Annotated in this window: 24 protein-coding genes and 6 pseudogenes; 11 read left to right on the top strand and 19 right to left on the bottom strand. The window is 45.7% G+C overall.

The annotated features are described in order from the left end of the window. Positions 1 to 85 precede the first annotated feature (85 nt). Positions 86 to 1,168, top strand: coding sequence for a CNNM domain-containing protein (locus tag V6N89_RS19280; RefSeq protein ID WP_338519018.1), 1,083 nt, complete (start codon positions 86 to 88; stop codon positions 1,166 to 1,168). 102 nt (positions 1,169 to 1,270) lie between these two features. After that, positions 1,271 to 2,425, top strand: coding sequence for an energy transducer TonB (locus V6N89_RS19275; RefSeq protein ID WP_338519017.1), 1,155 nt, complete (start codon positions 1,271 to 1,273; stop codon positions 2,423 to 2,425). Here V6N89_RS19275 and V6N89_RS19270 read toward each other — a convergent pair. Next, positions 2,422 to 2,646, bottom strand: a complete 225-nt coding sequence (locus tag V6N89_RS19270; RefSeq protein ID WP_338519016.1) for a hypothetical protein — start codon at positions 2,644 to 2,646, stop codon at positions 2,422 to 2,424. The genes V6N89_RS19275 and V6N89_RS19270 overlap by 4 nt on opposite strands. On the opposite strand from V6N89_RS19270, the gene V6N89_RS19265 reads away from it, so the two are divergent. Further along, positions 2,645 to 3,805, top strand: coding sequence for a hypothetical protein (locus tag V6N89_RS19265; RefSeq protein WP_346993113.1), 1,161 nt, complete (start codon positions 2,645 to 2,647; stop codon positions 3,803 to 3,805). The genes V6N89_RS19270 and V6N89_RS19265 overlap by 2 nt on opposite strands. Before the next feature lie 100 nt (positions 3,806 to 3,905). On the opposite strand, the gene V6N89_RS19260 is transcribed toward V6N89_RS19265, so the two are convergent. The 6 genes and pseudogenes from V6N89_RS19260 to V6N89_RS19235 all read right to left on the bottom strand — a co-directional run bounded on the left by V6N89_RS19260 (position 3,906) and on the right by V6N89_RS19235 (position 9,044). After that, positions 3,906 to 4,487: a hypothetical protein gene (locus tag V6N89_RS19260; protein ID WP_338519013.1), complete on the bottom strand. Its 582-nt coding sequence runs from the start codon at positions 4,485 to 4,487 to the stop codon at positions 3,906 to 3,908. A 32-nt stretch (positions 4,488 to 4,519) separates the two neighbouring features. Continuing rightward, positions 4,520 to 5,122, bottom strand: a complete 603-nt coding sequence (locus tag V6N89_RS19255; protein ID WP_338519012.1) for a hypothetical protein — start codon at positions 5,120 to 5,122, stop codon at positions 4,520 to 4,522. Further along, the gene (locus V6N89_RS19250; protein ID WP_346993112.1) at positions 5,122 to 5,775 is read right to left on the bottom strand and encodes a methylamine utilization protein; all 654 of its coding nucleotides are present in this window, start codon (positions 5,773 to 5,775) and stop codon (positions 5,122 to 5,124) included. Before V6N89_RS19250 ends, V6N89_RS19255 begins: the two co-directional genes overlap by 1 nt. 109 nt (positions 5,776 to 5,884) lie before the next feature. After that, positions 5,885 to 8,060: pseudogene (gene pdsS / locus V6N89_RS19245) on the bottom strand (proteobacterial dedicated sortase system histidine kinase). A 29-nt stretch (positions 8,061 to 8,089) separates the two neighbouring features. Further along, the gene (gene pdsR / locus V6N89_RS19240) at positions 8,090 to 8,779 is read right to left on the bottom strand and encodes a proteobacterial dedicated sortase system response regulator (RefSeq protein ID WP_338519010.1); all 690 of its coding nucleotides are present in this window, start codon (positions 8,777 to 8,779) and stop codon (positions 8,090 to 8,092) included. A 118-nt stretch (positions 8,780 to 8,897) separates the two neighbouring features. Further along, the gene (locus tag V6N89_RS19235) at positions 8,898 to 9,044 is read right to left on the bottom strand and encodes a hypothetical protein (protein WP_346993111.1); all 147 of its coding nucleotides are present in this window, start codon (positions 9,042 to 9,044) and stop codon (positions 8,898 to 8,900) included. Between V6N89_RS19235 and pdsO the strand changes: the two genes are divergently transcribed. Further along, positions 9,043 to 9,801 carry a sortase-associated OmpA-like protein PdsO gene (gene pdsO, locus V6N89_RS19230; RefSeq protein ID WP_346993110.1) on the top strand — a complete coding sequence of 253 codons (759 nt, stop codon included), beginning with the start codon at positions 9,043 to 9,045 and terminating at the stop codon, positions 9,799 to 9,801. The two genes, V6N89_RS19235 and pdsO, sit on opposite strands and share 2 nt — an antisense overlap. Before the next feature lie 52 nt (positions 9,802 to 9,853). Here pdsO and V6N89_RS19225 read toward each other — a convergent pair whose 3' ends face one another. Beyond that, the gene (locus V6N89_RS19225) at positions 9,854 to 10,456 is read right to left on the bottom strand and encodes a carboxymuconolactone decarboxylase family protein (protein ID WP_346993109.1); all 603 of its coding nucleotides are present in this window, start codon (positions 10,454 to 10,456) and stop codon (positions 9,854 to 9,856) included. 294 nt (positions 10,457 to 10,750) lie between these two features. On the opposite strand from V6N89_RS19225, the gene V6N89_RS19220 reads away from it, so the two are divergent. The 3 genes and pseudogenes from V6N89_RS19220 to trmB all read left to right on the top strand — a co-directional run bounded on the left by V6N89_RS19220 (position 10,751) and on the right by trmB (position 13,192). Then, positions 10,751 to 11,677 carry an ABC transporter ATP-binding protein gene (locus V6N89_RS19220; RefSeq protein ID WP_346993108.1) on the top strand — a complete coding sequence of 309 codons (927 nt, stop codon included), beginning with the start codon at positions 10,751 to 10,753 and terminating at the stop codon, positions 11,675 to 11,677. Positions 11,678 to 11,729: 52 nt separating this feature from the next. Further along, positions 11,730 to 12,524, top strand: a pseudogene (locus V6N89_RS19215) (ABC transporter permease). Then, complete coding sequence (trmB, locus tag V6N89_RS19210; protein ID WP_338519007.1) at positions 12,524 to 13,192, top strand: tRNA (guanine(46)-N(7))-methyltransferase TrmB; 669 nt, start codon at positions 12,524 to 12,526, stop codon at positions 13,190 to 13,192. Before V6N89_RS19215 ends, trmB begins: the two are co-directional and overlap by 1 nt. Before the next feature lie 57 nt (positions 13,193 to 13,249). Here the strand turns inward: trmB and V6N89_RS19205 are convergent, their stop codons facing one another. Continuing rightward, positions 13,250 to 13,474, bottom strand: coding sequence for an EAL domain-containing protein (locus V6N89_RS19205; protein WP_346993107.1), 225 nt, complete (start codon positions 13,472 to 13,474; stop codon positions 13,250 to 13,252). Between the two features lie 2 nt (positions 13,475 to 13,476). Further along, the gene (locus V6N89_RS19200) at positions 13,477 to 13,983 is read right to left on the bottom strand and encodes an EAL domain-containing protein (protein ID WP_346993106.1); all 507 of its coding nucleotides are present in this window, start codon (positions 13,981 to 13,983) and stop codon (positions 13,477 to 13,479) included. 375 nt (positions 13,984 to 14,358) lie between these two features. Here V6N89_RS19200 and panP point away from each other — a divergent pair, with 375 nt between their 5' ends. Beyond that, positions 14,359 to 15,996: a pyridoxal-dependent aspartate 1-decarboxylase PanP gene (gene panP, locus V6N89_RS19195; protein WP_338519005.1), complete on the top strand. Its 1,638-nt coding sequence runs from the start codon at positions 14,359 to 14,361 to the stop codon at positions 15,994 to 15,996. Positions 15,997 to 16,084: 88 nt separating this feature from the next. Here the strand turns inward: panP and panC are convergent, their stop codons facing one another. The 7 genes and pseudogenes from panC to sfsA form a co-directional block, all read right to left on the bottom strand. Continuing rightward, positions 16,085 to 16,933 carry a pantoate--beta-alanine ligase gene (gene panC / locus V6N89_RS19190; protein ID WP_338519004.1) on the bottom strand — a complete coding sequence of 283 codons (849 nt, stop codon included), beginning with the start codon at positions 16,931 to 16,933 and terminating at the stop codon, positions 16,085 to 16,087. A gap of 11 nt (positions 16,934 to 16,944) precedes the next feature. After that, positions 16,945 to 17,741 (bottom strand): annotated as a pseudogene (panB, locus tag V6N89_RS19185) (3-methyl-2-oxobutanoate hydroxymethyltransferase). A gap of 74 nt (positions 17,742 to 17,815) precedes the next feature. After that, complete coding sequence (gene folK / locus V6N89_RS19180; protein WP_338519003.1) at positions 17,816 to 18,313, bottom strand: 2-amino-4-hydroxy-6-hydroxymethyldihydropteridine diphosphokinase; 498 nt, start codon at positions 18,311 to 18,313, stop codon at positions 17,816 to 17,818. Next, positions 18,306 to 19,624, bottom strand: a pseudogene (pcnB, locus tag V6N89_RS19175) (polynucleotide adenylyltransferase PcnB). Before pcnB ends, folK begins: the two are co-directional and overlap by 8 nt. A 98-nt stretch (positions 19,625 to 19,722) precedes the next feature. Further along, positions 19,723 to 20,640, bottom strand: coding sequence for a tRNA glutamyl-Q(34) synthetase GluQRS (gene gluQRS / locus V6N89_RS19170; protein ID WP_338519002.1), 918 nt, complete (start codon positions 20,638 to 20,640; stop codon positions 19,723 to 19,725). A 66-nt stretch (positions 20,641 to 20,706) separates the two neighbouring features. After that, a complete protein-coding gene (gene dksA / locus V6N89_RS19165; RefSeq protein ID WP_159627589.1) occupies positions 20,707 to 21,156 on the bottom strand; it encodes an RNA polymerase-binding protein DksA in 450 nt (149 codons plus the stop codon). A gap of 274 nt (positions 21,157 to 21,430) precedes the next feature. Beyond that, positions 21,431 to 22,132: a DNA/RNA nuclease SfsA gene (gene sfsA / locus V6N89_RS19160; protein WP_338519001.1), complete on the bottom strand. Its 702-nt coding sequence runs from the start codon at positions 22,130 to 22,132 to the stop codon at positions 21,431 to 21,433. A 96-nt stretch (positions 22,133 to 22,228) separates the two neighbouring features. Here sfsA and pepB point away from each other — a divergent pair. Then, positions 22,229 to 23,519 (top strand): annotated as a pseudogene (pepB, locus tag V6N89_RS19155) (aminopeptidase PepB). A gap of 82 nt (positions 23,520 to 23,601) precedes the next feature. On the opposite strand, the gene V6N89_RS19150 reads toward pepB, so the two are convergent. Continuing rightward, positions 23,602 to 23,784, bottom strand: coding sequence for a helix-turn-helix domain-containing protein (locus V6N89_RS19150; protein ID WP_338519000.1), 183 nt, complete (start codon positions 23,782 to 23,784; stop codon positions 23,602 to 23,604). A gap of 316 nt (positions 23,785 to 24,100) precedes the next feature. Between V6N89_RS19150 and V6N89_RS19145 the strand changes: the two genes are divergently transcribed. Further along, positions 24,101 to 24,703: a YhgN family NAAT transporter gene (locus tag V6N89_RS19145; protein ID WP_338518999.1), complete on the top strand. Its 603-nt coding sequence runs from the start codon at positions 24,101 to 24,103 to the stop codon at positions 24,701 to 24,703. Then, positions 24,704 to 25,281 (top strand): annotated as a pseudogene (locus tag V6N89_RS19140) (YjaG family protein). A gap of 9 nt (positions 25,282 to 25,290) precedes the next feature. On the opposite strand, the gene rsmD reads toward V6N89_RS19140, so the two are convergent. Beyond that, complete coding sequence (gene rsmD / locus V6N89_RS19135; RefSeq protein WP_338518998.1) at positions 25,291 to 25,959, bottom strand: 16S rRNA (guanine(966)-N(2))-methyltransferase RsmD; 669 nt, start codon at positions 25,957 to 25,959, stop codon at positions 25,291 to 25,293. Positions 25,960 to 25,961 lie beyond the last annotated feature (2 nt).

Below are 25,961 nucleotides of genomic sequence, written 5' to 3'. Positions count from 1 at the left end.
TTCAGCAAGCTTGTATATTGTGTGCTGTCACTCATAATAGTCCCTCGCGTTTTTTGTACGCTCTAAATGGAGTTGGAAACCATTCATGTTTTTACTTGTTGTGTACGTCTTTATAGCCTTGGGCTTCTCATTTCTTTGCTCGATTGCCGAAGCTGTCATACTCAGTGTGTCATCGGCTTATATTTCGGTATTAGAAAAAGACGGCAAACCAAGCGGTGCGTTACTTAGGTCGCAAACCGATAATATTAATACGCCTCTTTCGGCCATTTTGACGCTTAACACTATTGCCCACACTATGGGAGCAGCTGGTGCGGGCGCGCAAGCTGCAGCGGTTTTTGGTGAAGCGTATTTAGGGGTAATATCAGCCGTACTCACATTACTTATTCTTGTGTTTTCAGAGATCATTCCCAAAACACTAGGTGCGACATACTGGCGTTCGCTTGCGCCAGCGACGGCGTATTTCTTAAAGTACCTATCAATGGCGCTCAAGCCCTTTGTCAAAATGTCGGAGCTACTTACCCGTAGTTTCAAAGAAGACAGTCCGCTACGAGGGCTAAGTCGAAGCGAGCTTCACGCAATGGCCGAGCTTTCTGGGCAAGAAGGACAGTTAGCAAATCATGAAGCGGCCTTCTTGCAAAGCTTGTTAAGCCTTCACGAATTGAAAGTGAAAGATGCCATCACCCATCGAACAGCACTGTTTTCCGTGTCAGAGTCAATGACGGTAGAAGCCTTTTTTCATAAGCATGCGAACATTGAATTCTCGCGTATTCCTGTTTTTGAAGACAATGACTCGGAAAACATCACCGGGTTTGTCATGCGTTCAGATCTGCTCGTTGCTCAAGCTAGGGGAAACACAGACAAGCCGCTGTCGGAATATGCAAAAGACATGGTTACTGTGCTTAACACAATGCCGCTAAGTGTCACCTTTGAGCACTTTATCAATAAGCATGTTCATATGTTGCTGGTAGTTGATGAATACGGCGGCTTGGAGGGTGTGTTAACACTCGAAGATTTGCTTGAGCGGTTACTAGGTGTTGATATTGTTGACGAAAAAGACACCACGGTCAGTATGCGTCGCCTCGCGAAAATGATGACGAAGCGAAAAGAGCAAATGATGATCAAGAACGTGCCTGATGCTTCTTTTGAACAACAAAGCAAAAAGCGCTAAATTAAGACTAACAGCAGTAGTTAAGCTCGCGTCTACACTTAGAGGCGATGCTTCGACGCGTAAATGATTATCACGTCGGCGACAAATTAAGGACGATTTATAATGCAAGACAAACAAAACTCTATACCACAGCGCGCAATGCGTGCTCCTCTTTTATTGAAAACATCACTTTTGTTAAGTGGCCTGCTGATGACTGGCTTGGCAACGGCACAAGAACTTAGCCTTCCATGTGATGAAGCTGAAGAAAAAGTCAAAGCTAATACCGCAAAAGATGAAGTAAAACGAATCTCGGCTTTTCAGCCTGCGCAAATACGTAAACGTGTCAATCCTGAATACCCTGTAGAAGCTGCTCGACGAGGCCAAGAGGGTTGGGTAAAAATGAGCTATGTCATAGACGAAGAGGGCAATGTTCAAGACCCCGTTGTTGATGATTACAGTGGGAATCGCGCTTTTCGACGCAAGGCGCTGAATGCCATCAAACGCTGGACGTTTGAACCTGCAATGAAGAATGGAGAGCCTACTCAGCAATGTCATCAGGCTGTTCAATTCGACTTTTTGGTAGGCGGAGAGCGTGGTGCAACCCGCAGCTTCATAAGCGCTTATAAAGACGTAGATGCTATCTATCAACAAAGTAAATATGTTGAAGCAGACGAAGCCCTTGAAAGCTTGCACGCAAGAAACAACCTCAATCGTTATGAAAATGCTTGGCTGTGGAATTTGGATGCGCTTATTGCGAGTGGTTTAGAGGACTGGAGTCGCGAGCTAAGTAGCTTTTCCCGTATGCTGTCAAGCAATGGGGGAGGTGACGGCAAGAACAATGTCTTTGGTGATAACCACATTGCTTTTGTTCATCAGCGCATGGTCATTCTGGCAAGTCAGCTAGGCCTGTATGCAGACGCACTTGATTATTTTGAACGCTTGGAAGAAATGGAAGATCAGCAAGAAAGGCTGGACGAAATTAAGCCATTAATAAGCAAGGTGCAGGAACATATCAATTCAAACAATAATATTCGTGTTGCTGTGACCATCGACGAAGGCGGTAACTGGTTTCACACCCTTGTGAGAAATCAGTTTGCATTCGATGCTATTGACGGTGAGCTAGACACGGTTGAAGTGCGATGCGAGTCTCACCGAGAAAAATTCACAGTAGCTGAAAACCACGTCTGGAAGATCCCAGAAAGTTGGGGGCAATGCAGAGTCTTGGTTGAAGGGCAAGAAAACACAGCCTTTAACCTTGTAGAGGTTGCACAGAGCTAGAGCCTTAAAGTCAAGGCAACCTGTAGCAAGTTTTCTGTGTAGCTTGTATTGCTCTGGAAAAACGTTAGGTTGTCTTGATCGCCCCTGTTAGTTTGCCATTCAGCAGTTACCGCGACATTTTCACTGAAGTCGTAACGCGTGGTGAGTGTGAGGGCGTGACCCTGGCTGTCGTTTGGGTCGTACATTGTCTGGTCAAGGTCAATAGTAGGGAGGCTGTTCATGAAACCATTTATGAAACTATTTGTTATCCTTGCGGTTACCGCGGCTGGGATAACTGCTTGGAGCTTTTTAAGTCGTGGGTCTGATAACGGTGAGGTTAGTTTAGAGAAGTTGGCTCCTGAGCATACCAAAGACTCAGAGAAAACTGCTCAGCTACAAACAACTACAAATTCAGACTCCAAGATAGTTGCTCTAAAGAAACAGGCTAGTATCAGGGCCACAGAGATAGCGAATATAACCGGGTCTAACAAAGATAAAAGTCTTACTTATGAAGATAACTGGTGCATAGCTTCGGAAGATTTACTGGAAGATGATGAGGACTATGCAGCCAGCCAGCTCAGCGAATGGCAGTTGTCTAGGGGCCGAGCAATTGCGCGAGGCGGCAAATTAAACGAGCTTATGGATGGCTTGGGTCATCGGACTGGTGAGTTTCCAGGGGTGAACGACGAATATCTCATACCTTATAAAGAAGCTGATAGAGAGACACTTATCCGCTTGGGCTGGGATGAGGATGATAAGTTTGCATTAATCACAATCGTGAAGTCACCAGACATACAAATGTTTGATGATCAGACTAAATTGGAGGCTGCCAAACGTCTTGTCATGTTAGGCGATACTGCTCACGGATTGAATCGATTAGTTATAGAAAATATGGCACTTGCAAACGAAGCCAAAAGAACCAAAAGGGGCATCCCTAAAAAGCATGTCAAGCAGGCTTTAGCATGGGTTGAATTTGGTATGAAGAGAAACGACCCTGGTAGTTTGGCCGTTTTTATGGATTTTACCAATAACTTTAGAGACCGCCTCAGCGGTTTTAATCCAGACACAGAGCTCACTCATGAAGACTTCGCTGATATAGAGAAAATGGCAGATCAAATATATCGTGACATTGATAATGCACGTGTTGATAAGGGATTGCCAAGCTTCGAGGATTTGGAAGAACCAAAAGTTGCTCTTACTCATTACGATAAAAAAGTAGCGTCCTTCTACCTTGAATATCCTTCTTTGATGGCTGACGGGTTGTTTCCAGCAAGTTGGAAAGAAAAGTACTTCAAAAAAACACCGTGCGTTGAACGACACTTAGCAAGACATGATTTTTTGGTTTCTGATTTACCAGCAATTAAACAGCAGATATCAGCGCTTGCAAAAAGTGAACAATGATTAATTGAACGATGCGACAAAATTATTTGATAGAAATACCTACTATTAACGACAATAGAAAGGGTGGCTCTTCGGAACTAAATAAACAAAGAGGCTCCGACTAGAGCCTTAAAGTCAAGGCAACCTGTAGCAAGTTTTCTGTGTAGCTTGTATTGCTCTGGAAAAACGTTAGGTTGTCTTGATCGCCCCTGTTAGTTTGCCATTCAGCAGTTACCGCGACATTTTCACTGAAGTCGTAACGCGTGGTGAGTGTGAGGGCGTGACCCTGGCTGTCGTTTGGGTCGTACATTGTCTGGTCACGGTCAATAACTTGATACCAATCTGCTCTTGCGGCAAATGTCCATTGGCCCATGTCATAAGCGGCAGCAACGTAAGCACTTATAAAATCATTATCTACAATATCACTGCCCATAAGCGTGTTGCCCGCTAAAAACTGAGAGAATACTGTTAAGTTTTTCTTCGCCATGTAGCGAAGTGTGAGTGAGTGAAAGCGAGTATGCCACGCGTAGATACGGTCTGGATCTAAAATTTTGGGGTCCGCGTTGTTGTCATAGTAATAGTATTTCACTTCTGCATTGCGTTTATGAGCAACGTGAGCACCAACATAATATCCAACGCGAGTATCAATTTCCCTGAAAGGATCTGTCCAGGCGGGGGCATTGAGACCGCTTTCATTAACCACCCAAGGAAGTGGTGCAAAATTAACGCGATCATTTAATAGCGATTGCTTAGGTCATGTAATGCAAACCCACGCCAAGAAAGCAGTGTTCCCGTTGTATCGTTACCTTTAAACACGCTGGCGAGAAGTTTCCAAGACCAATTGCTGCGTACCTGCCTACCGTTTTGTCGGAGGCTGAACTCAACACCTCCTGTGCGCAGTTCTTCGCCAATCCAGCTATTGATTGCAGAGTTAGTAAGAAAATGAGGAGAAAGCCAACCAATATCAGTATTTTCAGCTGAAAGGGCAGGATAAAACATGCCTATCTTCACTTCAGGTTTAATGCTTGAAGCCGTCAAGGGACGATATTTTGCATACAGTTGCGAGATGCCCGCACGTTGTTCACCATCACTATATGCGTTGAGTACCCCGGCTATGCTCCAGTCATTCGTAACTTGCTGCTCTGTTGCCAGCACCGCTTGAGAAAGGTGGATGCCGTCGCCATCAAACCGTTGGTGGCTAGTCCCTTTTTGCTGAAAACTTGTCGCGTCATCTTGTGCGCTGTACGTGCCTCTGATCAACACGTCAGTTTTTGCCATTGCGCTGAACGCGCATGACACGCACACTAAACCCGCTACAAATTTACCCGCAATACGCATCAATAATCGCCAAATCCTGAGTCAAAACCGTCATCAACAGGAATTGCAGCATCCAGCTGCCATGTTAATGTTGTCGCGTCGTCTACCACTAATTGTTGCGTAGGAAACGCTGATTCACCATCTACCATAGGGTGCCAAAACCGAACGCGATATTCGCCTTTTGGCAGCTGCAAGGCAATGGAGCCGGAATCATCGGTTTTACCGAAGAACGGTGAATCAGACACGATAATATAACCCAGCATCCAATCGTGAATGTTACAGCCAATATCTACGACCCCTGGAGTTTCAAAGTTCAGTGGTTCTGCAGTGAATTCTTTATAAAGTTTTAATTCGAATTGCTTCACGGGGGAAAAAGAGTAGACGTGATGAAACAAGTTATCGGCGTTTGGAAACGAAATGTCGGTGCCCGTGCGCACTACCAGCACATGAGGAACAAACTGTTTATCTATTTGATTCATGACAGCAGGAGGCCGGGTAGGCACGTCATTCTCGTTTATATCAAATAGAGGTTCAAATATAAACACGCCATCGCGCACGCTTGATGATTCACTGTCGCTCAGTTTTATTGTCAATGAGACCGGTTCTTCCGCGCGTGCTGTTGCGCTTAAGTGGGACAGAAGACCCAATACAATTACCACAAAAATCTTTTTCATTTGGACGCCATATTAAGAACATTAAAATGGTGTGCTTTCGCAAAACAATAAACACCCCATAAGACTAACTCACATTACTTGAAAAGACCTTATTTAGCGTCAAATTATTTCATGTTTGCAAAGGGAATGATGCCGTGGCAACTACGCCTGATTGGTCCTCTTTGTTGTCAAGTGACAAGGTACCTTTGTGAAAAGCCATGATCATATTGGCAATGTAAAGACCTAGACCTAAATGCGGTGACTGCGCCGCGTTTTGCACGTCGTTTTCTTTTCGAACGGATACCATAGACTGTAAAAGCTGTGTCTTCATTCCTTCTGGCAGCAGGGGGCCGGGATTACTTACACGAAGTAGCACTCGCCTGTCTTTCTTTTCAAGCGAAATAGCGATGTTGTCATCAAGGTCGCTAAAATCTACCGCGTTTGAAATAATCTTATCGAACAGTTGTGCGACCAGCTCGGGCGAACCATTTACAGTTAGTGCCGCCTGCGTAGCCTGAAACGACCACTGCCGCTTGGTATAAGTATGCCGATAACCCTCTATACAACCTGCAATGACCTCGACAAGGTTAAAAGGCTCTAAATCTTCTTGAGCGATAGCTTGTTCGAGGCGTGTCGCTTCGCTCATACTATTTAATATAGTACTTAGTCGATTAACACCCGACTGTGCCCGCTCAACAAATACCGCTTGCTGCTCACCATCATTAACATGCGACAACATGTCGAGGGATGATTTTACTACGGCGATAGGAGTTCTTAGTTCGTGAGATAGGCGTGACGCCATGTTTTCCAAATAAGAGTTGTACTGCTGAAGGCGTGAGAGCACATCAGAAAAAGAGCGAGACAGATCACCGATTTCATCCCGTTGATTTGATACAGGCAATTCGCCAATAATTTTGCCATTATCGTCAATCACCGCTTCTGTACTGTCGCGCAATGCGCGTATGCGACTTGATATGCGGCTAGCAAAGAGTAAAAGGCCCAAGGTTCCCAATAACATAACGGCTAAAATAACGTGAAACAGCTGCTCTAGTGCCCGGTTGCGAAGCGTGCGTATACCATTGGTGGTTTGCTCAACAATGACAGCACCCATCACACCGCCATCAATGAAGATAGGGTAGGCTGCAGATAGAATAATGGCTTTATTGTCAGGCGATAATCGCCAAAGTGAGTCTGGTTGCCCGTTTAGTGCTGTGCCGATATCTTGGCCCACGAGTGCATAGGCATCGTCAAGTTCGTCAATGAAGTCAGCGGGAGGTCTCGTCAATATTTGATAATAAATTGGTAGTAACCACTCACTCTCCACCCACTCCCATGCTGCAAAAGACGGTGCGTCTTGCATGGTAACTTCAATTCCAGTCGCCGACTGAATGTCACCCGCTCTAGCCAACACTCGCTTGTGCTTGTCGACCACCCATACGCGAGAATCAGCATATTTTAAACCAGCGAGAATGCGCTCAATTTCAGGTGAGGGGGTAATAACCGTGCCTAACTCTTTCAGTTCTTTAGTATTAGCTGTGCCTAGCGCATACTGCTTGGCTCGTGTTATCGGGTCATCGACATCGACAATAGTGAAAGCCAGGCCATGCGGTTGTCATCGATAATGGAAATCTAAGCTCTATATTGTAACCGTTTGCAGTTTCCTGCCATCGCCCTTGAATTGAAAGTGCATTCTCTACTGCACGTGTTGTATTTGTTGAGTTAGCAAGTTTGTAAGCATTTACCCATCCACTCTCGTAGGGAGCTACTACGTAACGGGCCAGTGTGCCTTCAAGTGTTTCCATTCCAATAAGAAGGTGATCGTCGGTTTCTACACTTAAGCTGTTAGGTTGACGCCACAAAAGCGTATCGTCAGATACCTCAAACATGACATACAAAAACTGACCGTAGCGACCGACCATGTGCTTAAAAGACAGGCTGGTGGGTTCTCCTTGGTTGTCATCGTAGTATTCGATGACTTCGCGACTGCCGTATGTGCTAACAAGTTCGTCGACCTGCTGCCAATCATTAAGCTCGCCATCTAAGCGAATTGGAGAGGGAATTGGTGGGGCGTACAAGTCGGTGCCAGGCCTCACATCTTGTAAGTAGGCAGACTGACTGTCGAATAAAGCGGGGCGCTCGTGAAGGGCAGTAGCTACTGCGCGTGCAGTACCTATCATGGTTTGCTCTTGCCCGTTTCTTAAGTATTGTTCTAGTTCCCACACATACTTGTAACCTAAGTAAGGAATGGTGAACAAAAACAACGACAGCAATAAAAGCTGTACGCGAATAGAGAAGCGAAACCGCATTAAAAGCACCTACTCAACAACCTTTACCTCTATAGTTGCCAGCGGTAACCCATACCATAGACGGTATCGATATGGTCAAAGCGAGGGTCTAATTGTACAAACTTTTTGCGCATGCGCTTAATGTGGGAAGTGATAGTAGTATCGTCTACCACCATACGTGACTCGTCCATCAGTTGTTGACGGCTTTTTACGTGCCCGGGGCGTTTGATCAGCGCGTGGAGCATCCAAAATTCAGTCACCGTTAATAGCACAGGCTGGTTTTGCCAACTCACCGTCATGCGTGAAACGTCCACCTTAAGATCGCCAACCTTAAGCTCGTCTTTTTGATCACTGGGCGCCGACAACAAATCAGTACGACGAAACAGTGCCGCAATTCGCGCAAGCAAGTGTGCCATGCTGATATCTTTGGTTAGATAGTCATCCGCCCCCATTCGTAAACCGCTAATGGTGTCTACATCATTGTCTCTGGCGGTAAAGAAAATAATGGGTAGTGTCTGTGATAGGCCCCTAAGTTGTTGGCACAGCATAAAGCCGCCCTCTATTTCGTCTTTAAGACCGATATCGATTATGGCTAAATCTGGCAATGTATGGTTAAAAGCTAGCGCTGCTGATGGCCTATCATCATAAGCATTCACGCCATACCCTTGTGCTTTCAGCGCCATAATATAATTTTCCCTAATGGCTGCATCATCTTCTACTAACGCAATAGTTTTAGGCATACCTTTTATCCGTATTTGATTTCCGATAATTGTGCACACTATACCTTTGACGCGACAACATTGCTCAAGTTCGACATAAAATCCACAAGAGCGCCTCATTTACGCCATATTTGACGCTTTACATCATGACATTTCCTCGATTTAACGCTTTTTTGGCCATGTAAGCTTGGTTTACTAGCCCTAAGTAACGCAATTCACTATTACCCTTTGCGCTGTGCGTTACCCCAACGACGCACAGCGCCTTTTTATGAGGAATCGTCATCATGACAGCTACAAAAAAAATGACTGTGACTACGCTTATGGCATTAACTGCATTATCGTTAAACGTGTCGGCTGCGACTGTTAAGCCATCTAATGCGCCATCGCAGGCAAACAATGTTTCGCACTCACAGCAAGAGAAAGAGTCAGCGTCGGCTGTCGTCGGGCTTGGCAGCGGATTGGTCATTGGCGCCATTGTTGCTGGCCCAGCGGGCGCAGCCGTTGCAGGTATTTTAGGAGCGCTCATCGGTGAAAACTCATCCCAAGAGTTGGCACTTAACGAGAGCAATGCTGAACTGGCAAAGCTGTCTTTAGTTCGCGAAGAAAATTCGACGTTACTAGCGGCAAATCAAGAGATGGAAAAACAGCTTATGATGTCCAAAGTTGCCTACGAGGAATCGTTGTCGGTCGCCCCAGCACCCACCCTAAAAAGCAGTATTCAGTTTAAATCAGGATCAGTAGTTGTTGAGCCTGTGTATGACGATCAACTAGCCCTTGTCGCCAGTGCTCTTAAGCGAAACGAGAAGCTTACAGTGCGATTAACGGGACAGGCAGATCAGCGCGGCGACGCTCAGTTTAATCAAGCATTGTCTATGCAAAGAGCGCTTAGCGTGAAAAAGCAGCTTACGGAATTAGGTGTGCCAAGTGAGCAAATTATGACGGTCGCGGTCGGTGAGTCTCAAAGTACTGAAAGCGAGCATGAAGGCATTTTCTTTGACAGAAAAGTAGAAATGGAAATTGCAGAGCGTGCGCTTAGGTGTTAATGAGTCACAACGCACACTAGCTCTGCGTGCTTTAAAAGGATTGGCAGGTGGCCTACTTAACGTGTTTGCCGCCGGTCCATCCGCCCTGTGCCAATACATCGTCACCTAACGCTTTGGGTGACGACTCTATTTCTGTCGCCATCGAGTCGTTCCAGCGATTTAAAAAGCCATAAAGACTCACGGCCCCGAGAATTTCTACAATCTCTTCTTCACCCCAATGCTTGCGCATGGCTGCCATCAAGGGAGCATCAACTGCATTGGGTACGCTGCCTGCTGCTAGCGCAAAATCGAGGGCTACACGCTCTGCTTCTGTGTAGAGTGGGCTGGTTTGATATTCCCACACAGCCGCTACTTTTTCGTCGCTAATACCATGAATACCAGCGGCAATAAGGGAATGCGCTTCGCAGTACTGGCATCCCGCTGCGCGACTCGCAAAATGTGCGATAAGTCGTTTAAACCCGCCGTCGACGACGCTACCTTCACCCATCACGCCTTTGGTCAATGCTGCGAAGCCTTTTACCATTTCAGGCTTGCGCTGCATGGTTAATAGGCTATTTGGAATAAACCCCAAAATATCGATAAATACGGCAAAGTCGTCGGCCAGTTCAGGAGTAGTTTCAGGTGGCAGTGGTGACAAAAGAGGGTCAAGTGACATAAGCGATTCCTTGTTTTTTATTATCGTGTTGTACGTTATTGTTTCTTGCACTCGTATAGAGATGATTCATAGGTTGGGGCTTGAAAAGCACACTTTTTGTACCCACATACCTTGCTGTATTTAATCGTTAAAAACAATCGCTAGATCGCGCATGCGTTCTATTGGCAGTACGTTTTACGTTACACTTGTGCCCCTAGCACAGGTATTCGTCAGCACATACCAGGCATTGTCGGTTTTAGCCGCGATTGTATCTCACCACAGCGAGTAGGCTGTGACCAATAACACAGGCAAATCATGAAAGCGTTGGATATTAAAGGGTTACAGAAAACCTATAAGGGTGGCGTACAAGCGCTAAAAGGCGTCGACCTAACTGTAGAACAAGGCGACTTTTTCGCACTGCTTGGACCTAACGGGGTAGGTAAGTCCACCACCATTGGAATCATTAGCTCACTGGTTAATCAAAGTGAAGGCAGCGTATCGGTTTTTGGTTATGACTTAAATACGCAGAAAGAGCAGGCTAAAGCATGTATTGGACTTGTTCCCCAAGAATTTAATTTCAATCAATTTGAGACAGTACTTCAAATTGTTTTAAACCAAGCAGGCTATTATGGTGTCCCGCGTAATGTCGCAAAAGAGCGGGCTAAAAAGTACCTCGACCAACTAGATTTGTGGGATAAGCGCGACGCCAGAGCTCGTGAGTTGTCAGGGGGGATGAAGCGCCGCTTGATGATAGCGCGAGCCTTGATGCACGAACCTAAACTACTCATTCTTGATGAGCCAACAGCGGGTGTAGATATTGAAATTCGTCGTTCTATGTGGGGCTTCTTAGAAGAAATAAATCGCCAGGGCATAACCATTATTCTGACTACGCACTACCTAGAAGAAGCAGAGATGTTGTGTCGCAACATCGCCATAATCAACAAAGGTATCATTGTTGAAAATACCAGTATGAAAGCGCTGCTTGCCAAGTTGAGCCTTGAAACATTCGTGCTGGATATTAAAGTCCCTGATGGGCTTGAAGCAATTAAGCTAGCAGGTTTTGAGTACCGTTTGTTGGACGATCACACGTTAGAAGTGGACGTTGAAAAAACAGAAGGGCTGAACCCTGTATTCACGCAGCTTAGCGATCAAGGCGTTCAAGTAATGAGTATGCGAAATAAATCAAACCGGTTAGAAGAATTGTTTGTACGACTCGTAGAGTCGGCAAAACAAGCTGGCTAGCAACAGGTTTAACAAGCACGGTATTAAGACAGTGAAGACAGAAACCACAGAAATGAATACGCAAGAAAACACCAGCTGGTTAAAGCAAAACTATGTTGCGCTGACTACTATTTGGATAAAAGAATGCACGCGATTTTTACGCATATGGGTGCAAACTTTGGTTCCCCCGCCATTACTATGAGCCTCTATTTTGTCATTTTTGGCAGCCTTATTGGTAACCGCATTGGTGAAATGGGTGGTTTTACCTACATGGAGTTTATTGTTCCAGGCCTCATTATGATGTCGGTTATTACAAACTCCTATGCAAACGTGTCGTCGTCATTTTTTAGTGCGAAGTTCCAACGCAATATTGAAGAATTATTGGTATCGCTTGATGCCAACCTCAGTGATTATCTTGGGGTACGTGGGAGGAGGCGTAGCGCGCGCTATTTTAATCGGTATCATCGTAACCTTGGTGTCACTGTTCTTTGTTGATGTATCAATTCACAACTTGGGCATTATTGCACTAACACTACTACTCACATCGACACTGTTTGCCACAGCAGGGCTAATTAACGCTGTATTCGCAAAAACTTTTGACGACATTAGTGTAGTTCCTACCTTTGTTCTGACACCGCTTACTTACCTTGGCGGCGTATTTTACTCGTTGTCGCTACTGCCTGAATTTTGGCAATGGGTAAGTAAAGCTAACCCCGTTGTGTATATGGTTAATGGCTTCCGCTATGGCTTCCTGGGTGTATCAGACGTCAATGTCACCCTTTCATTAGGTCTGCTGGTGGGCTTCAATGCAGTATTGTTTAGCGTAGCGTACTACCTTCTGAAAACTGGTAAAGGTATTCGTAGTTAATGGCAAGTGGTAACTCTCGCGGCATCACAACGTCGCAGGTAGGTGTTCATGATAAGTTAGATGAACTTGTTGTGAAATATCGGGAAAGCGAGAACAAGCGCCCAGTCAGTGCCCATACACAAACGGCATTTGACGAGGTATGTGATTGGCTCAGCGACTACGATGGTGATGTCATACTCGACTCATGTTGTGGTGTTGGGGAAAGTACAGCTAATTTGGCCAGTGCAAACCCACATGCCCGCGTTATCGGTATTGATAAGTCTGCACTGCGTGTAGATAAACACGCGCATTATCAGGTTCAAAGTGATAATTACCGAGTGATCAGGGCCGATGTGAATGATTTTTGGCGTTTAGTTCAACAGTCGAATTGGAATATCACGCAGCACTATTTGCTATATCCCAACCCTTACCCTAAGAAGACGCAAGTGCAAAAGCGTTGGCATGGCAGTGCCGCCATGGTTGACCTAATGACCATCACACCGAATATCGAGGTACGCAGCAATTGGCTTGTATATCTAATGGAATTTGCAAAAGCTGCTAAACACTATGGATTGGTGTCAGATCTCGTTGAAGTGACAGGCGATATGCATATGACCCCGTTCGAACGAAAATATCGTTCTAGTGGGCAGTCGTGCTGGAAGCTCAAGTGTCGCAGCGATGAAGATTAATAATTAGCAGCACAAATAAATAGCAAATTGAGAGCAGAAAACGTTGCAGCAGAGCCCCTAATGACTTTGCTGCGCAGTTCTCACATTGGCCATAGGCGGGCTAAATACATAACCTTGTGCATAGCGTATGGGAAGGCGTTTTACGCGCTCTAGCAGGGTTTCGTCTTCAACGTGTTCCGCAATAACGTTTACGCCATGTTGCTGGCACAAGCCGAGTAGATAATCGACGTATTCGCGCACAGCGTCTTGTTCGTCGTAATGCCGAATTAAGCCGCCCGCCAATTTTATACCTCGTACCTAAGCACATTCATTAATGCGCGAATGTTACCCGGACATGACCCTACATTATCAATAAAAACACCCAGGCCTGCGTGCATGCTTTTATCGATAAATTTGACCAACTGTTGCTTGTTTGAAAGTGCGGTAGACGCTGTCACTTCAATGCTTACACGTTCTGGGTTCGGGTAGTTGGCTAAGTGCGCCATTAGGGTATTGATCAATTCCTCGTTGTGAAGATCTTTTGCAGTAATATTGATGTTCCACGGAATATTTACATCATGAAAATAGCTGGCGCACTGAACAAACATATTAGCTGCCAAGGTATTCACATGGTGTTCTCGTTCCAGCAAATATAAAAACTCGCTGGGAAGAAACGTTTTGTCTCCCTGAGTGATAAGCCGCGCCAAACATTCATATCGCCATACCCCCTGACTGTCTAGGTCTACGATGGGTTGGAAGTAGGGAACGATGTCATCAACAGTGAATGCTTCAGATATTTCACGTATGGGCATAAACTACCAGCCTCACTTTTTCGTATTTATTCATAAATAAAATATAGCAGCAATGCGCCAGTATGCGTGAATTAACGCGAAATAGAATTAAATGGACTACAGATTGCCTTAAATGGGCATGCCAAGCACTTGGCGAGAATTGCATTCTGATGTAAAGTGCGTCACCTGAAAGTATTGTGATTAGTTTCAGGTTTGGCAACGAATGGACCATGTCAATGCTAAGCGGTCGTCCTAAACAGTCAGCCTTTAGAGAAAAAGGTGTACGTCGCTAGCGCAAAAGGAAAGTAAGTGTCAGGCTAGGTCCCCAACAAAAACCGCCTGTTGATTTCGCCACGTGGCGAAACGTGTGTATGTTTGATGAGTGAGGTGTGTTGAGTGGGTGAAGCGCAAGTTAGTTTAGAGCACTTGTTTAGGGTCTTTACCAAGCCTGAACACAAAGACTCAAAGCTGGCTCAAATAGAGCAGCATTTATCTGACAACATTTTGGACTTTTTGTCGCAGCATGTTGTTACGAAAAAGACATCGCTTGAAGAAATTGAAAAAGACTTCTCAGATTCGAAAGTACCTGAGGCGCCTGAATTCGTTTCTACACACGCCGAGAGCCTGCTGGACAAGCTGGTTGCACACTCTGTTAACACGTACTCACCAACGTTCATTGGGCACATGACGTCTGCCCTTCCTTATTTCCATTTGCCGCTGTCAAAGCTAATGGTGGGACTAAATCAAAACTTAGTGAAAATCGAAACGTCAAAAGCGTTTACGCCACTTGAACGCCAAGTTTTGGGAATGATGCATAACCTTGTTTATGATCAATCACAGGCCTTTTACGACAAACACCTGCACAGCGCTGCACACTCACTTGGCGCGTTTTGCTCTGGTGGCACAATAGCAAATATCACCGCGCTTTGGGTGGCTCGAAATAAACTGCTTGGCCCACAAAAAGGGTTCTCAGGCGTGGCGAAAGCTGGGCTTGCCGCAGCTTATCGCTTTCACGATATCAACAACCTTGGCGTTATGTGCAGCAAACGCGGGCATTACTCACTCTCAAAAGCAGTCGATGTGCTTGGATTAGGGCGTGAACAGCTTATAACTCTACCTGCCCCTCGACAGACCCTTGATCCGGCCAAAGCATTGCGAGCAGGCAAGCGCTATCAAGAAGAAGGTAATAAATTGTTGGCCATTGTTGGTGTGGGTGGAACAACGGAAACGGGGCACGTTGACCCTCTCGACGAATTGGCAGATGTTGCCAAAGAACTTGGCTGTTGGTTCCATGTGGATGCTGCATGGGGCGGCGCAACGTTGTTCTCGTCACGTTATCGCGACAGACTTAAAGGTATTGAGCGTGCCGACTCAATCACCATTGACGCTCACAAACAGATGTATGTACCTATGGGTGCAGGCATGGCGCTGTTCAAAGACCCACAAAACGCCAATGCAGTTAGGCATCATGCTCAGTACATTTTGCGTGCGGGCTCGAAAGATCTCGGGGCGACGACGTTGGAAGGCTCACGCAACGGTATGGCCATGATGGTCTACTCAGCGCTACATATTTTTGGTCGCAAAGGCTATGAATTGCTGATTGATAGAAGTATCGATAAAGCCAAAGACTTTGCACATATGATTGATAAGGCGCAAGACTTTGAGCTTACCACGTCACCAACACTCTCATTGCTAACCTATCGTGTGTGTCCAGCTGAAGTCCAGCAAAAGCTAAAACATGTGAACGCAAAAACGCGCAATGCCATCAATGAAAAAATTGATGCATTAGTTGTCGCGGTACAAAAACAGCAGCGTGAAGCGGGTAAGTCGTTCGTGTCACGCACACGTTTAGAAGCCCCTGATTATCCGTCACAGTGCATTACTGTATTTCGGGTCGTACTGGCTAACCCACTGACCAGCCACAATGATTTGGCGGCTATTTTGGCAGAGCAACATCTTATCGCCAAAGAGACAAAAGCATGGCAAGAGCTTATCGATTTCGTATCAGATGAGCATCTACTGGCGTCAGCATAAATTACAAAGACCGTACTGAATGATAAAAAAAGGCCCGTAAAGCATACTCGCTACGGGCCTTTTTTGTATTTTTGAAAGTGTGATATCGCTAGCGTTTTATTTGAAGGTTGTCGATTAGACGCGTTTTGCCCATAAAGAGCGCAACGACAATCACAATGTGAGAGTCATCAGGACTTGCGGGCATAAATGTTTGCGCATTGACGATGCGAATGTAGTCATTTTTAAAACCGTGTTGCTCAAGCTCAGCAATAGCGTTCTTCTCAATAGCAACAAAGTCTGTATTACCCTGTTCAATATCAGCCTGCATTTGCTGCATAGCCTTATAAATTAAGCTTGCCGCTGCTTTTTCTTGAGCTGACAAATAGCCGTTGCGCGAACTCATCGCTAAGCCGCTTGCTTCTCGCTCTGTGGGTACGCCGTGCACAGTAACAGCCATTGACAAGTCTCGCACCATGGTGCGGATGACTTGCAGTTGCTGATAGTCTTTTTCGCCAAAAAAAGCATCATCCGGTTGCACCATGTTAAACAGCTTGCTGACCACGGTCGCCACTCCGCGAAAGTGTCCCGGGCGGCTAGCGCCACACAGCACGTCGGAAATGCCGGGCACTTCGACATAGGTCTGCACATCAAGACCTGCCGGATACATGTCGCTCACGCTTGGCAAAAACACTGCATCTGCCCCATTGGCGATAAGCTTGGCTTTGTCTTCTTCAATCGTACGAGGGTAAGCGTCTAAGTCTTCATTGGCACCAAATTGCATGGGGTTAACAAAGATACTCACAATCACCTTGTCGTTGTGAGATTTAGCGCGTTTGACTAGCTTTAAATGACCATCATGTAAATTGCCCATGGTGGGAACAAAGCCAACCGTTTGTCCGCTGCGCTTCCAATCGCCAATTAACGCTCTAAGCGAAGCGATGCTATCGACAACTATCATAATTAACCTCGTTACTCGAAGCTGTGCTCTGGCGAGGGAAATACGCCACTTTCAACTTCTTCAATATACTTCGCAACGGCTTGGCGCATGTCGCCTGTCTCTTGTAAGTAATTTTTAGAGAACTTAGGCATATAGTTGGCACTAATTCCAAACATATCATGCATGACCAAAATTTGGCCGTCAGTGTCTTTACCTGCACCAATACCAATTACAGGAATGCTCAATGCTTCACTGATCGCTTTGCCTAATGATGAAGGTACACATTCCAAAACCAATAGTTGAATACCAGCGGCTTCTAAAGCTTTTGCTTCTTCTAAAAGTTTCTCTGCTTGACTGGCTTCACGACCTTGTACTTTAAACCCACCGAATACATGCACTGATTGTGGGGTTAAGCCTAGGTGACCACAAACGGGTACGCCGCGTAAATTCAAGCCTTTGATGGTGTCACATAGCCAGCTACCGCCTTCCATCTTTACCATACTTGCACCGCAGCGGCCATTAGTTTGGCGGCGTTCTTATAGGACTGAGCTTCAGTGGCATAAGACATAAAAGGCATGTCAGCCAACACGAATGCGCGCTGGGTGCCTTTTCTTACACTGCGAGTGTGGTATGCAATGTCGTCAATAGTTACTGGCAGCGTGTCGTCTTCGCCTTGCAAGACCATACCTAGTGAATCGCCGATAAGCAGTGCATCAATGCCTTGCTCATCAAACATCTTCGCGAAACTGGCGTCGTATGCCGTTAACGAGGTAATTTTCTCACCTGCTTGCTTTTTCTTTAGCAAGCCTGAAACCGTAACTTTTTTCATGACATGATCCAGGTAATGTAAGGAAATAGAGTTAAAATATAGATAACGTGTGGCGAACTATACGGATTTTGCCGCTAATTGGAAGTACGCAGGCGACGAAGGCCATCAAGTGAGCAATTAGCCACCCACTGAGAAATGGGTTTTCCGTCGTGCATCACCATTGTCGGTGCAATTTCAAATAAGGGCACCATGACAAACTCTCGTTCCGCCATACCATAGTGGGGTATGGTGAGGTCTGCCGTATCAATAGTTTCACTACCGTAAAGTAGAATGTCTAAGTCTAGTGTACGAGGCCCCCAACGTTCGTCTTTGCGTTCGCGGCCCTCTTCTAATTCAATACGCTGAAGTTGCTTCAATAAGCTGTGTGGCTTTAACGTGGTTTCTACAAGGCATACGGCATTGATGTAATCAGGCTGGTCTTGCGGCCCCATAGGCTTACTTGAGTAAAGCGAAGAGGTTTTGAGAACACGGGTATCCTCAATTTGCGCAATGGCGTCAAAGGCACGTTGGGCTTTCCCTTGGCTATCGCCTAGGTTGCTACCTACACCGATATAAACGTGTTCTTTATGCATCTGAATCTCTTTTAGCTGGGCGACGCTTGCGTCTTTTCGGCGCGCCTTTTGCCCCTTCGGTTTTTCTGAGTGCGTTTAGCATACCTTTTTGCTTACCGTTTTCGGCGTGCTGGAAGTGCGTCCACCACTGGGCAAGTTCAAGTAAATCGCCGCCTTCAGTTTGACCTCTTGCTAGCAAGAAATCGTAACCTGCTCTGAATTTCGGGTGACTTAATAACTGGAATGCTCGTCTACCAAAACGTTTAGGTAAACGCTGCTGTAGTATCCAAATATCCCGCACCACGGTTGAAAAGCGTTTGGGGATCATGATGCGTTGGGTTTGTCGGGCAATGACGTCACCCGACGCAATATTAAAGGCATCATGCGCATTCAAACCAGACTCGGCCTGCAGGCGCTGGGACTGTTCTTCTACTGGATACCAAAGTAATGCCGCATACAAAAACGCTAGGTGTAACGCGCTGATTGCTGTTGATACGTTCGTCAGTGTTCGCTAACACGCGTCGAATAAACTGCATTTCACGGCTGTTTTCGTCTTTCAAAAACGGGGTAAGCTGAGGAAACAGCGGATCAATCAAACCGTAATCACGCAACATCATAAATGTTGCTTCACCTTTGCCAGACAAAAACAGTTTTAGTGTCTCTTCAAATAAGCGTGCAGGCGGAATGTTTTGAAGTAAATTCGCTAACGATTTGATTGGCGCTGCCGTTTGCTTTTCTATTTGCATCGACAGCTTTACTGCGAATCGCACTGCTCGCAGCATGCGAACCGGGTCTTCTCGATAGCGTGTTTCTGGGTCCCCAATAAGGGCCACTTCACGCTTTTCAATTGCTTCTAGGCCATTAGCAAAGTCTTTTACCGTGAAATCTGCCACGCTGTAGTACATCGCGTTGAATGTAAAGTCGCGGCGCTCGGCATCTTCTTCTATCGTACCAAAAACATTGTCTCTGACTAGCTGCCCATGTGCGTCTCGCTTGGCAATAGCTTTGCCTTTTGGCGTATCAACGTCGGCATCAGACTCTTGATGGTGACCGCGAAATGTCGCGACTTCAATGATCTCTCGGCCAAATACGATATGCGCCAGTCTGAAGCGACGACCAATAAGCCGACAGTTCTTGAACAACCCTTTAATTTGTTCCGGTGTGGCGTTGGTTACTACATCGAAGTCTTTTGGTTCATGTCCCATCAAAATATCGCGTACACAGCCACCAACCAGATAAGATTCAAAACCTAGCTCCGTTAAGGCGGTACATCACCTTCAACGCATTGGCACTGATATCTTCGCGAGATATACCGTGCTCACCACGTGTCATGGTTCTTGGCTTTAATACATTGTTTGACGAGCCTTCTTTTGAAAAAGCACGCTTAACAGTTTTAATAACACGATGAATGATGATGGTCTCTCCGCAGACTATAAAGGTTCGCTATAATAAGTGGATTCATGTTGTGGAACAATAATTTCGGGCATTTTCACGACTTTTTTCCTATCCCACACCGATACAGCATGTTGCAATAACTCTGAAGTACTATCAAATTCCGCTGCATCGGGAAATGAAAAACCTAAAAAGCGCATCGCTTTCACCAGGTTTTCCTTTGGTGTTTCGTTATTTATCGGTGTAGCACGATTTTGCTTACTAAGCTTTCTGCCAGGGGCTATGGCCGCAACAGGGACATGTCCGTAGTTAACAGGCGCAAAATCAAGAGCGCGATACACCGCTTGTTGCAAAGGTGTCACATCTATAAGGTCGCACCCGCGTATTACATGAGTGACCTTCTGAAACACATCATCTAATACTACAACCAAGTTATAGGAAAAAAGCCCATCGCGGCGTTTAAGTACCACATCTTCGGCTTTTAGTTCACTCGTTGCGACGTCAAAGCGCTCCATAATAAGGTCATCAAACCCTTGAAGTGTAGCATCGAGCTTCAGTCTGAGCGCGGTATCAGGCGTTGAATTGGTGTAGTCCTTGTCCCTGCAAACACCACTGTACTGACCGCCCATTGCCTTAATTTGCTTTCGTGTACAAGTACAGAAGTACGCTCGCTGTTGCCCTACGAGCTGGTCTAGCGTGTCTTGATAACGCGAATGCTGCTGACTTTGATAGATGACCTCGTCATCCCACAATAAATTGTGCTTCTCTAATGAAGTGAGAATGTCGGCATCGATACCCTCTATGCAACGAGGCTCGTCAATGTCTTCCATTCTTACCAGCCATTTTCCATCGTAACGTTTTGCGTCTAGGTAGCTCGCTACGGCGGTAATCAATGAACCGAAGTGAAGTTGGCCTGAAGGTGAGGGAGCAAAGCGCCCTACATAGTTTTTATGCATAATAACAAAAAGCCCCATCGTTTCGGGATGAGGCTTTCATATCTACTTTGTCAAGGTAACTGTTACTTAGCCTTGAAGTTGCTTTTCTTTAATTTCAGCCATTGTCTTACAGTCAATACAAAGGTCTGCTGTAGGACGAGCTTCTAAGCGGCGAATACCGATTTCGATTCCACACGAATCGCAAAAACCAAAATCGTCTTCTTCGATACGCTTAAGCGTTTTTTCAATTTTCTTTATTAGCTTACGCTCGCGGTCGCGCGTTCGTAGCTCTAAGCTGAATTCTTCTTCTTGCGCGGCGCGATCCACAGGATCAGGGAAGTTTGCAGCTTCATCCTTCATGTGGGTTACCGTGCGGTCAACTTCTTCGCGAAGCTGGTTACGCCATGCTTTTAGCAAAAGACGGAAGTGCTCCATTTGGGGCTCGCCCATGTATTCTTCGTCTGGTTTTGCTTCGTATGGCTGCAAACCTGCCAGCGCTAATAGTCCTAGGGATTTAGTTTCTTTTCCTGTTGGCATATGCCACATCTCCTACACTACGACATCCATCTTGTCCTGATTGGACCGATATCTATATCAGACTCGACAGCTTCAGGCAATTAATCGTGTCTATGTAATTATTATGCTGGCAATTAGTGTCTGTTGAACTTTGCTGTATACGACACACAGAAAAGGCCAACAGACACTAACTCTTTACTATAGCCTTTCGGCTTCCAGCTAACGCAATAAATGCGTTCTCCCATTAAAACAAGGCGCAAATATGGCGTCGAAATGAAAAAAATCAACCTATTTTTTACAAAATAACTGGGAGTGTTTGATTTAAAATAAGTTTTTGTTCATCAATTGTACAGCCTGCAGCTAACACCTTTACGCCCGCTTTTTCGGCAGCTTTTACGCTTTGTGCATACGTTGGATCAATGTGCGACGCGATACTAACGCTGTCAATTGCCGTATGTTGTACACAAAAGAGCAGACATGTTTGTATACCAGATTGTGCTAAACGCGCAAGTTCAAGGCAGTGTTTGGCACCTCGTTGTGTAACTGCATCAGGAAAAAAGCCGCGGTTTTCTTCTGCCAACGTCACAGACTTGACCTCCATGTAGGCAACATCGCTGCCGCGCGTTAAAGCAAAGTCGAATCGACTATTTGCGGTTGGAGGTGTTACTTCTGCTTTCCATGAGTCAATATCATTAAATAAACCAAGCACCTTGTTATTGAGTGCTTCTGCCACCAATTTATTAGCATTATGGGTATTTATACCAATAAAATGACCGTCAAATGTCTGCGCTAGTTCCCAAGTATATTTGAGTTTTCGCTTGGGATTGGTTGATTCACTCAAAAAAACGGTAAATCCAGGCTCTGCACAGCCCGTCATTGCTCCCGTGTTGGGACAGTGCGCGGTGACTATGCTGCCGTCAGGTAATGCTACATCGGCTAAAAATCGTTTGTATCTTTTTACAAGCGTGCCGCGTATGAGTGAAGATGAAAATTCCATGTTTCTCCTTAACAATGAGAACAGGCGCGCAGAATAGCAGACATTTATACAACGCAGAATGCGCGAAACAAATTTAAGACAAAAGGAAATAATCTAATGGCAACATTCACCGTTAGTCTTTCGACAGAAAACGCCCAGAGCGTTTGGGGCGAAGGGGCAAAACTTTCATTTACCGAAGCAGGCGCTGTTATTCACCTACCTGACGATGCCTTAAATGAGCGTTTGATTCAGCAGGCGGCTCGCAAGCTTGACGGCTTGAATTTGCAACATGTTGCGTTGGAAGGCCAGTGGCATAAAGAGCAACAGTGGGCATTTGCTTTAAGCTTTACGCGAGCACGAAAGCCTGGCGCGATCGAATGGGCTGACACGGATGACAAAGCGGCGTTAGAACAAGAATATGCGGCACTGCTGTTCACTCGTCAGTTAGTCAATGATACTCCTGAAGACTTAAGTCCAGAAACATTGGCAACGCGCGCCGCACAATGGATAGCGTCTCTGGGCGGTGACAAAGTGTCGTATACAATGACTGTAGGTGAAGACCTAAAAGAACAGGGTTGGATTGGTATATACAATGTAGGTCGCGGTAGTGAGCGTCCGCTTAGCAATGCTTGTGCTTGATTATAATCCTACTGGAAACAACGACGCGCTCGGTTGATGCAGTACTAGTTGGTAAGGGCATCACGTTTGACAGCGGTGGTTACAGTATTAAATCAAGCGAAGGGATGCTTGATATGAAATGCGACATGGGCGGAGCTGCGACGGTTACGGGTGCGTTGGGACTTGCTATTACTCAATGTATAGAAAAGCGCATTCAGCTTATCTTGTGCTGCGCTGAAAACCTGATCAGCGGCCACGCTTACAAGCTAGGTGATGTGCTTACTTACAAAAATGGCGTAACCGTTGAAGTGGTTAATACCGATGCTGAAGGGCGTCTAGTATTGGCTGATGGTCTAATGGCTGCGACCGATACAGGTGCGCCACTTATCATCGATGCCGCTACATTAACAGGTGCTGCGGTAGTGGCGCTTGGCTCTGACTATCATGGCGTATTTTCACTCGATGACGATGCACAAGCACAGATGCTTGCAGCGGCTAAGGCAGAGAACGAACGCTTCTGGCCATTGCCTCTTGAAGCATTCCACGCGGATCGTTGTCCATCGGCATTTGCAGATACAGCAAATAGCCGACCTATGAAAGGTGGCGGCGGTGGCGGCGCATCAAATGCTGCTGGCTTCTTGTCACGCTTTGTGAAGCACGAAGGGTGGGTACACTTAGATCTGGCGGCAGCTTACCATGGCGGAGCAACCGCCGAAATGCTTAGGTTGGCGCTACTGCAAAAGGCATTCGCTCTATTGCGCGTATGCTGAAAGACTTTAAAACGCGCTAAAATGTAGCGTAATTGAAAAAGGCACTATCGTTTGATGGTGCCTTTTTTCTTTCATATAGCCTATTTCTTAATTCAAATAGGTTTAGATACCACCAAGGCGTTCTGCAAGCTGCTTATAGCGCTCAACATCGCCACTGTCAAAAAGTGGGTTGCCATCTGTATCTTTTTCTCTCGACACTAAAAGGCTCTCTCTTTCTAAACGTTCAACGCGAACTTCCTGCACACCTAGAAACGCGGCTACCTCTTTGACTGTCATCAAACTCATTGTATTTATCCAATTGTTATTTTTTGATTATTCTTATTCTTGAAGTTAAGGTCACGAACAAATATGTCGGAACAACCCATTACATCAAAAGCTTTACTGTTACGACATTATCCAAAAGGTGTAGATAGTCAATATCCTTCACTGAAAAAATCAGAACTGGCGCTATCTTTACCCTATTATTTAAGCGTATATTTTTTATTTTTCGAATATTTTTTACTTATAGAGCGATATAGGTGTTTTTAAGCAAGCTAGCTTGGTTTACCATTGCGCGCCATCACCCTTTCGCTTTGAATACACTTTCTGGAGAGCCTCTGCAATGGATACTTGGTCTGCGGCAATCATGCTTTTTTTGATCATGGATCCGCTTGGCAACTTGCCTGTATTTATGTCGGTGTTGAAATCGATAGAACCAAAACGCCGTCAATTTATCATGATCCGCGAATTGCTGTTTGCACTAGGTATTTTGTTTCTGTTTCTTTTTAGTGGTCAATCAGTACTTAATTTTCTCAATGTTGAGCAGGAAACTGTCAGTATTGCAGGCGGCATAATCCTCTTTCTTATTGCGCTGAAAATGATTTTTCCATCGGCGGGAAATCCTAGTGGATTGGCTGTAGGTGAAGAACCCTTCCTAGTACCGTTAGCCATTCCAATGATAGCGGGGCCATCGACACTTGCTGCGCTTATTCTTTTGGCAAACCAAGCACCTGATAGAATGACAGACTGGTCTATCGCCTTAGCCGCCTCTTGGTCAATTAGTGCGGTCATTTTGATGTTTTCAAATGTCTTTCACAAAATACTTGGTGAGCGTGGATTGGTTGCGATGGAACGTTTAATGGGTATGATCCTTGTCATGATAGCCATTCAGATGTTGCTGGATGGTGTTTCTCAATACTTTATGCATGCCACCGGAGCACTATAAATGGCAAAGCAAAAATTGAATACTTTTGGACGCGTGCGAGCGCTTGAGGGTTGGAAGGCCGTTGCTTTTGGTGCTGCGTTGTTAGAGCGTATGCTGCCGAATTACGCGTTGTTTTGCGAAGTGACAGAAACAGGTGATGCTGATGCGCTTCGAAACTGTCTGAATTTGGTTTGGGAGTCGCTTAAGTCACCGAAAAGTAAATTCAATGTCGCCGTACAGTTAGAAAAAGTGGAAGTGGCGACCCCAGACACCAGTGAGTTTGACAACTATGGCGTGTATCCCGCTATTGATGCAGCAATTGGTTTAGCTACCTATTAAACTTGGTTGGGGGAGATGATCCTCAAGGTGCGGTAGTAATTAGCAAGCTATCCCAAGGCAGCGTAGAGGCTTATCTACTTGCCACCGAAGAAGCCACTGACGAGACAGTAAAAAGCCATCCATTGATGGAGTTTGAGGTAGAAGTGCAAAATGAGCTTCTCGATTATGTTGAACAAGCTAAGTACCCTGCAAAAGCGTCAGACGAATTGAAGACGCTTGCACTAGAAGCTGGCATATCGAATATTGGTCTCGAACTGTAGTACCTACGCTTAATCAGTGACCTCAATAAGCATATAGCATAGCGCGTTTGTACGCTTTTCCTTAATTATTTGCCACTTTTCAGGCAGAGTTGGTGTAGTGAGCGTACTTTCGTGTTCAAGGTAAATTATGCTGCCTGCTTTCACACAGTTAATCAACGCAACGAGTGCAGGCTCGACTAATCCCTTATTAAATGGTGGGTCGACGAAAACAATATCATAAGGGTTAACTGATAGCCCACTTAAGACCTGTAGAGCATTAGCATTATGTACCCTTGCTGAGGATGCATCGCCGAGTTTTAGGGTTGCTAAGTTGGTACGCAACTGTGCTGCAGCACCTTTATCCAGCTCAATAAAGTCGCAGTGCGATGCATAACGTGACAAGGCCTCAAGCCCAAGTCCCCCAGAGCCAGCAAAAACGTCTAGACAACGTGCACCGTTTACATAAGGCATTAACCAATTAAACAGCGTTTCTTTGTTTCGGTCGGTGGTGGGACGAAGTCCCAGAGCGTCTAGTACCGGGAGTTTTCGGCCTCGCCATTGTCCGCCAATAATGCGAATTTGGCCTGCTTGGGTATTTCGTTGCCCTGCGGCACTTTTTGCCAAATGGCGTTTTTTTGCAGAAGATGTTGCCCGAGAAGGGCGAGAGACTCGCTTCATAGTGGCTGACAGTGGTATCATGC

It is taken from the genome of Alteromonas gracilis (genome assembly GCF_036870955.2).
In the GTDB taxonomy this organism is placed as follows: Bacteria; Pseudomonadota; Gammaproteobacteria; order Enterobacterales; family Alteromonadaceae; genus Alteromonas; species Alteromonas gracilis_A.
This window is presented reverse-complemented; position numbering and strand designations above follow the sequence as displayed.

Excerpts from the sequence above, each read along its gene's own strand:
- V6N89_RS19250 (WP_346993112.1), bottom strand. The coding sequence starts at position 5,775 with ATGAAAAAGATTTTTGTGGTAATTGTATTGGGTCTTCTGTCCCACTTA.
- gluQRS (WP_338519002.1), bottom strand. The coding sequence starts at position 20,640 with ATGCATAAAAACTATGTAGGGCGCTTTGCTCCCTCACCTTCAGGCCAA.
- dksA (WP_159627589.1), bottom strand. The coding sequence starts at position 21,156 with ATGCCAACAGGAAAAGAAACTAAATCCCTAGGACTATTAGCGCTGGCA.
- V6N89_RS19255 (WP_338519012.1), bottom strand. The coding sequence starts at position 5,122 with ATGCGTATTGCGGGTAAATTTGTAGCGGGTTTAGTGTGCGTGTCATGC.
- V6N89_RS19220 (WP_346993108.1), top strand. The coding sequence starts at position 10,751 with ATGAAAGCGTTGGATATTAAAGGGTTACAGAAAACCTATAAGGGTGGC.
- V6N89_RS19150 (WP_338519000.1), bottom strand. The coding sequence starts at position 23,784 with ATGAGTTTGATGACAGTCAAAGAGGTAGCCGCGTTTCTAGGTGTGCAG.
- folK (WP_338519003.1), bottom strand. The coding sequence starts at position 18,313 with ATGCATAAAGAACACGTTTATATCGGTGTAGGTAGCAACCTAGGCGAT.
- V6N89_RS19280 (WP_338519018.1), top strand. The coding sequence starts at position 86 with ATGTTTTTACTTGTTGTGTACGTCTTTATAGCCTTGGGCTTCTCATTT.
- V6N89_RS19275 (WP_338519017.1), top strand. The coding sequence starts at position 1,271 with ATGCAAGACAAACAAAACTCTATACCACAGCGCGCAATGCGTGCTCCT.
- V6N89_RS19200 (WP_346993106.1), bottom strand. The coding sequence starts at position 13,983 with ATGCCCATACGTGAAATATCTGAAGCATTCACTGTTGATGACATCGTT.
- pdsR (WP_338519010.1), bottom strand. The coding sequence starts at position 8,779 with ATGCCTAAAACTATTGCGTTAGTAGAAGATGATGCAGCCATTAGGGAA.
- V6N89_RS19265 (WP_346993113.1), top strand. The coding sequence starts at position 2,645 with ATGAAACCATTTATGAAACTATTTGTTATCCTTGCGGTTACCGCGGCT.
- V6N89_RS19270 (WP_338519016.1), bottom strand. The coding sequence starts at position 2,646 with ATGAACAGCCTCCCTACTATTGACCTTGACCAGACAATGTACGACCCA.
- pdsO (WP_346993110.1), top strand. The coding sequence starts at position 9,043 with ATGACAGCTACAAAAAAAATGACTGTGACTACGCTTATGGCATTAACT.
- V6N89_RS19225 (WP_346993109.1), bottom strand. The coding sequence starts at position 10,456 with ATGTCACTTGACCCTCTTTTGTCACCACTGCCACCTGAAACTACTCCT.
- panC (WP_338519004.1), bottom strand. The coding sequence starts at position 16,933 with ATGATAGTTGTCGATAGCATCGCTTCGCTTAGAGCGTTAATTGGCGAT.
- trmB (WP_338519007.1), top strand. The coding sequence starts at position 12,524 with ATGGCAAGTGGTAACTCTCGCGGCATCACAACGTCGCAGGTAGGTGTT.
- sfsA (WP_338519001.1), bottom strand. The coding sequence starts at position 22,132 with ATGGAATTTTCATCTTCACTCATACGCGGCACGCTTGTAAAAAGATAC.
- V6N89_RS19235 (WP_346993111.1), bottom strand. The coding sequence starts at position 9,044 with ATGATGACGATTCCTCATAAAAAGGCGCTGTGCGTCGTTGGGGTAACG.
- rsmD (WP_338518998.1), bottom strand. The coding sequence starts at position 25,959 with ATGATACCACTGTCAGCCACTATGAAGCGAGTCTCTCGCCCTTCTCGG.
- V6N89_RS19145 (WP_338518999.1), top strand. The coding sequence starts at position 24,101 with ATGGATACTTGGTCTGCGGCAATCATGCTTTTTTTGATCATGGATCCG.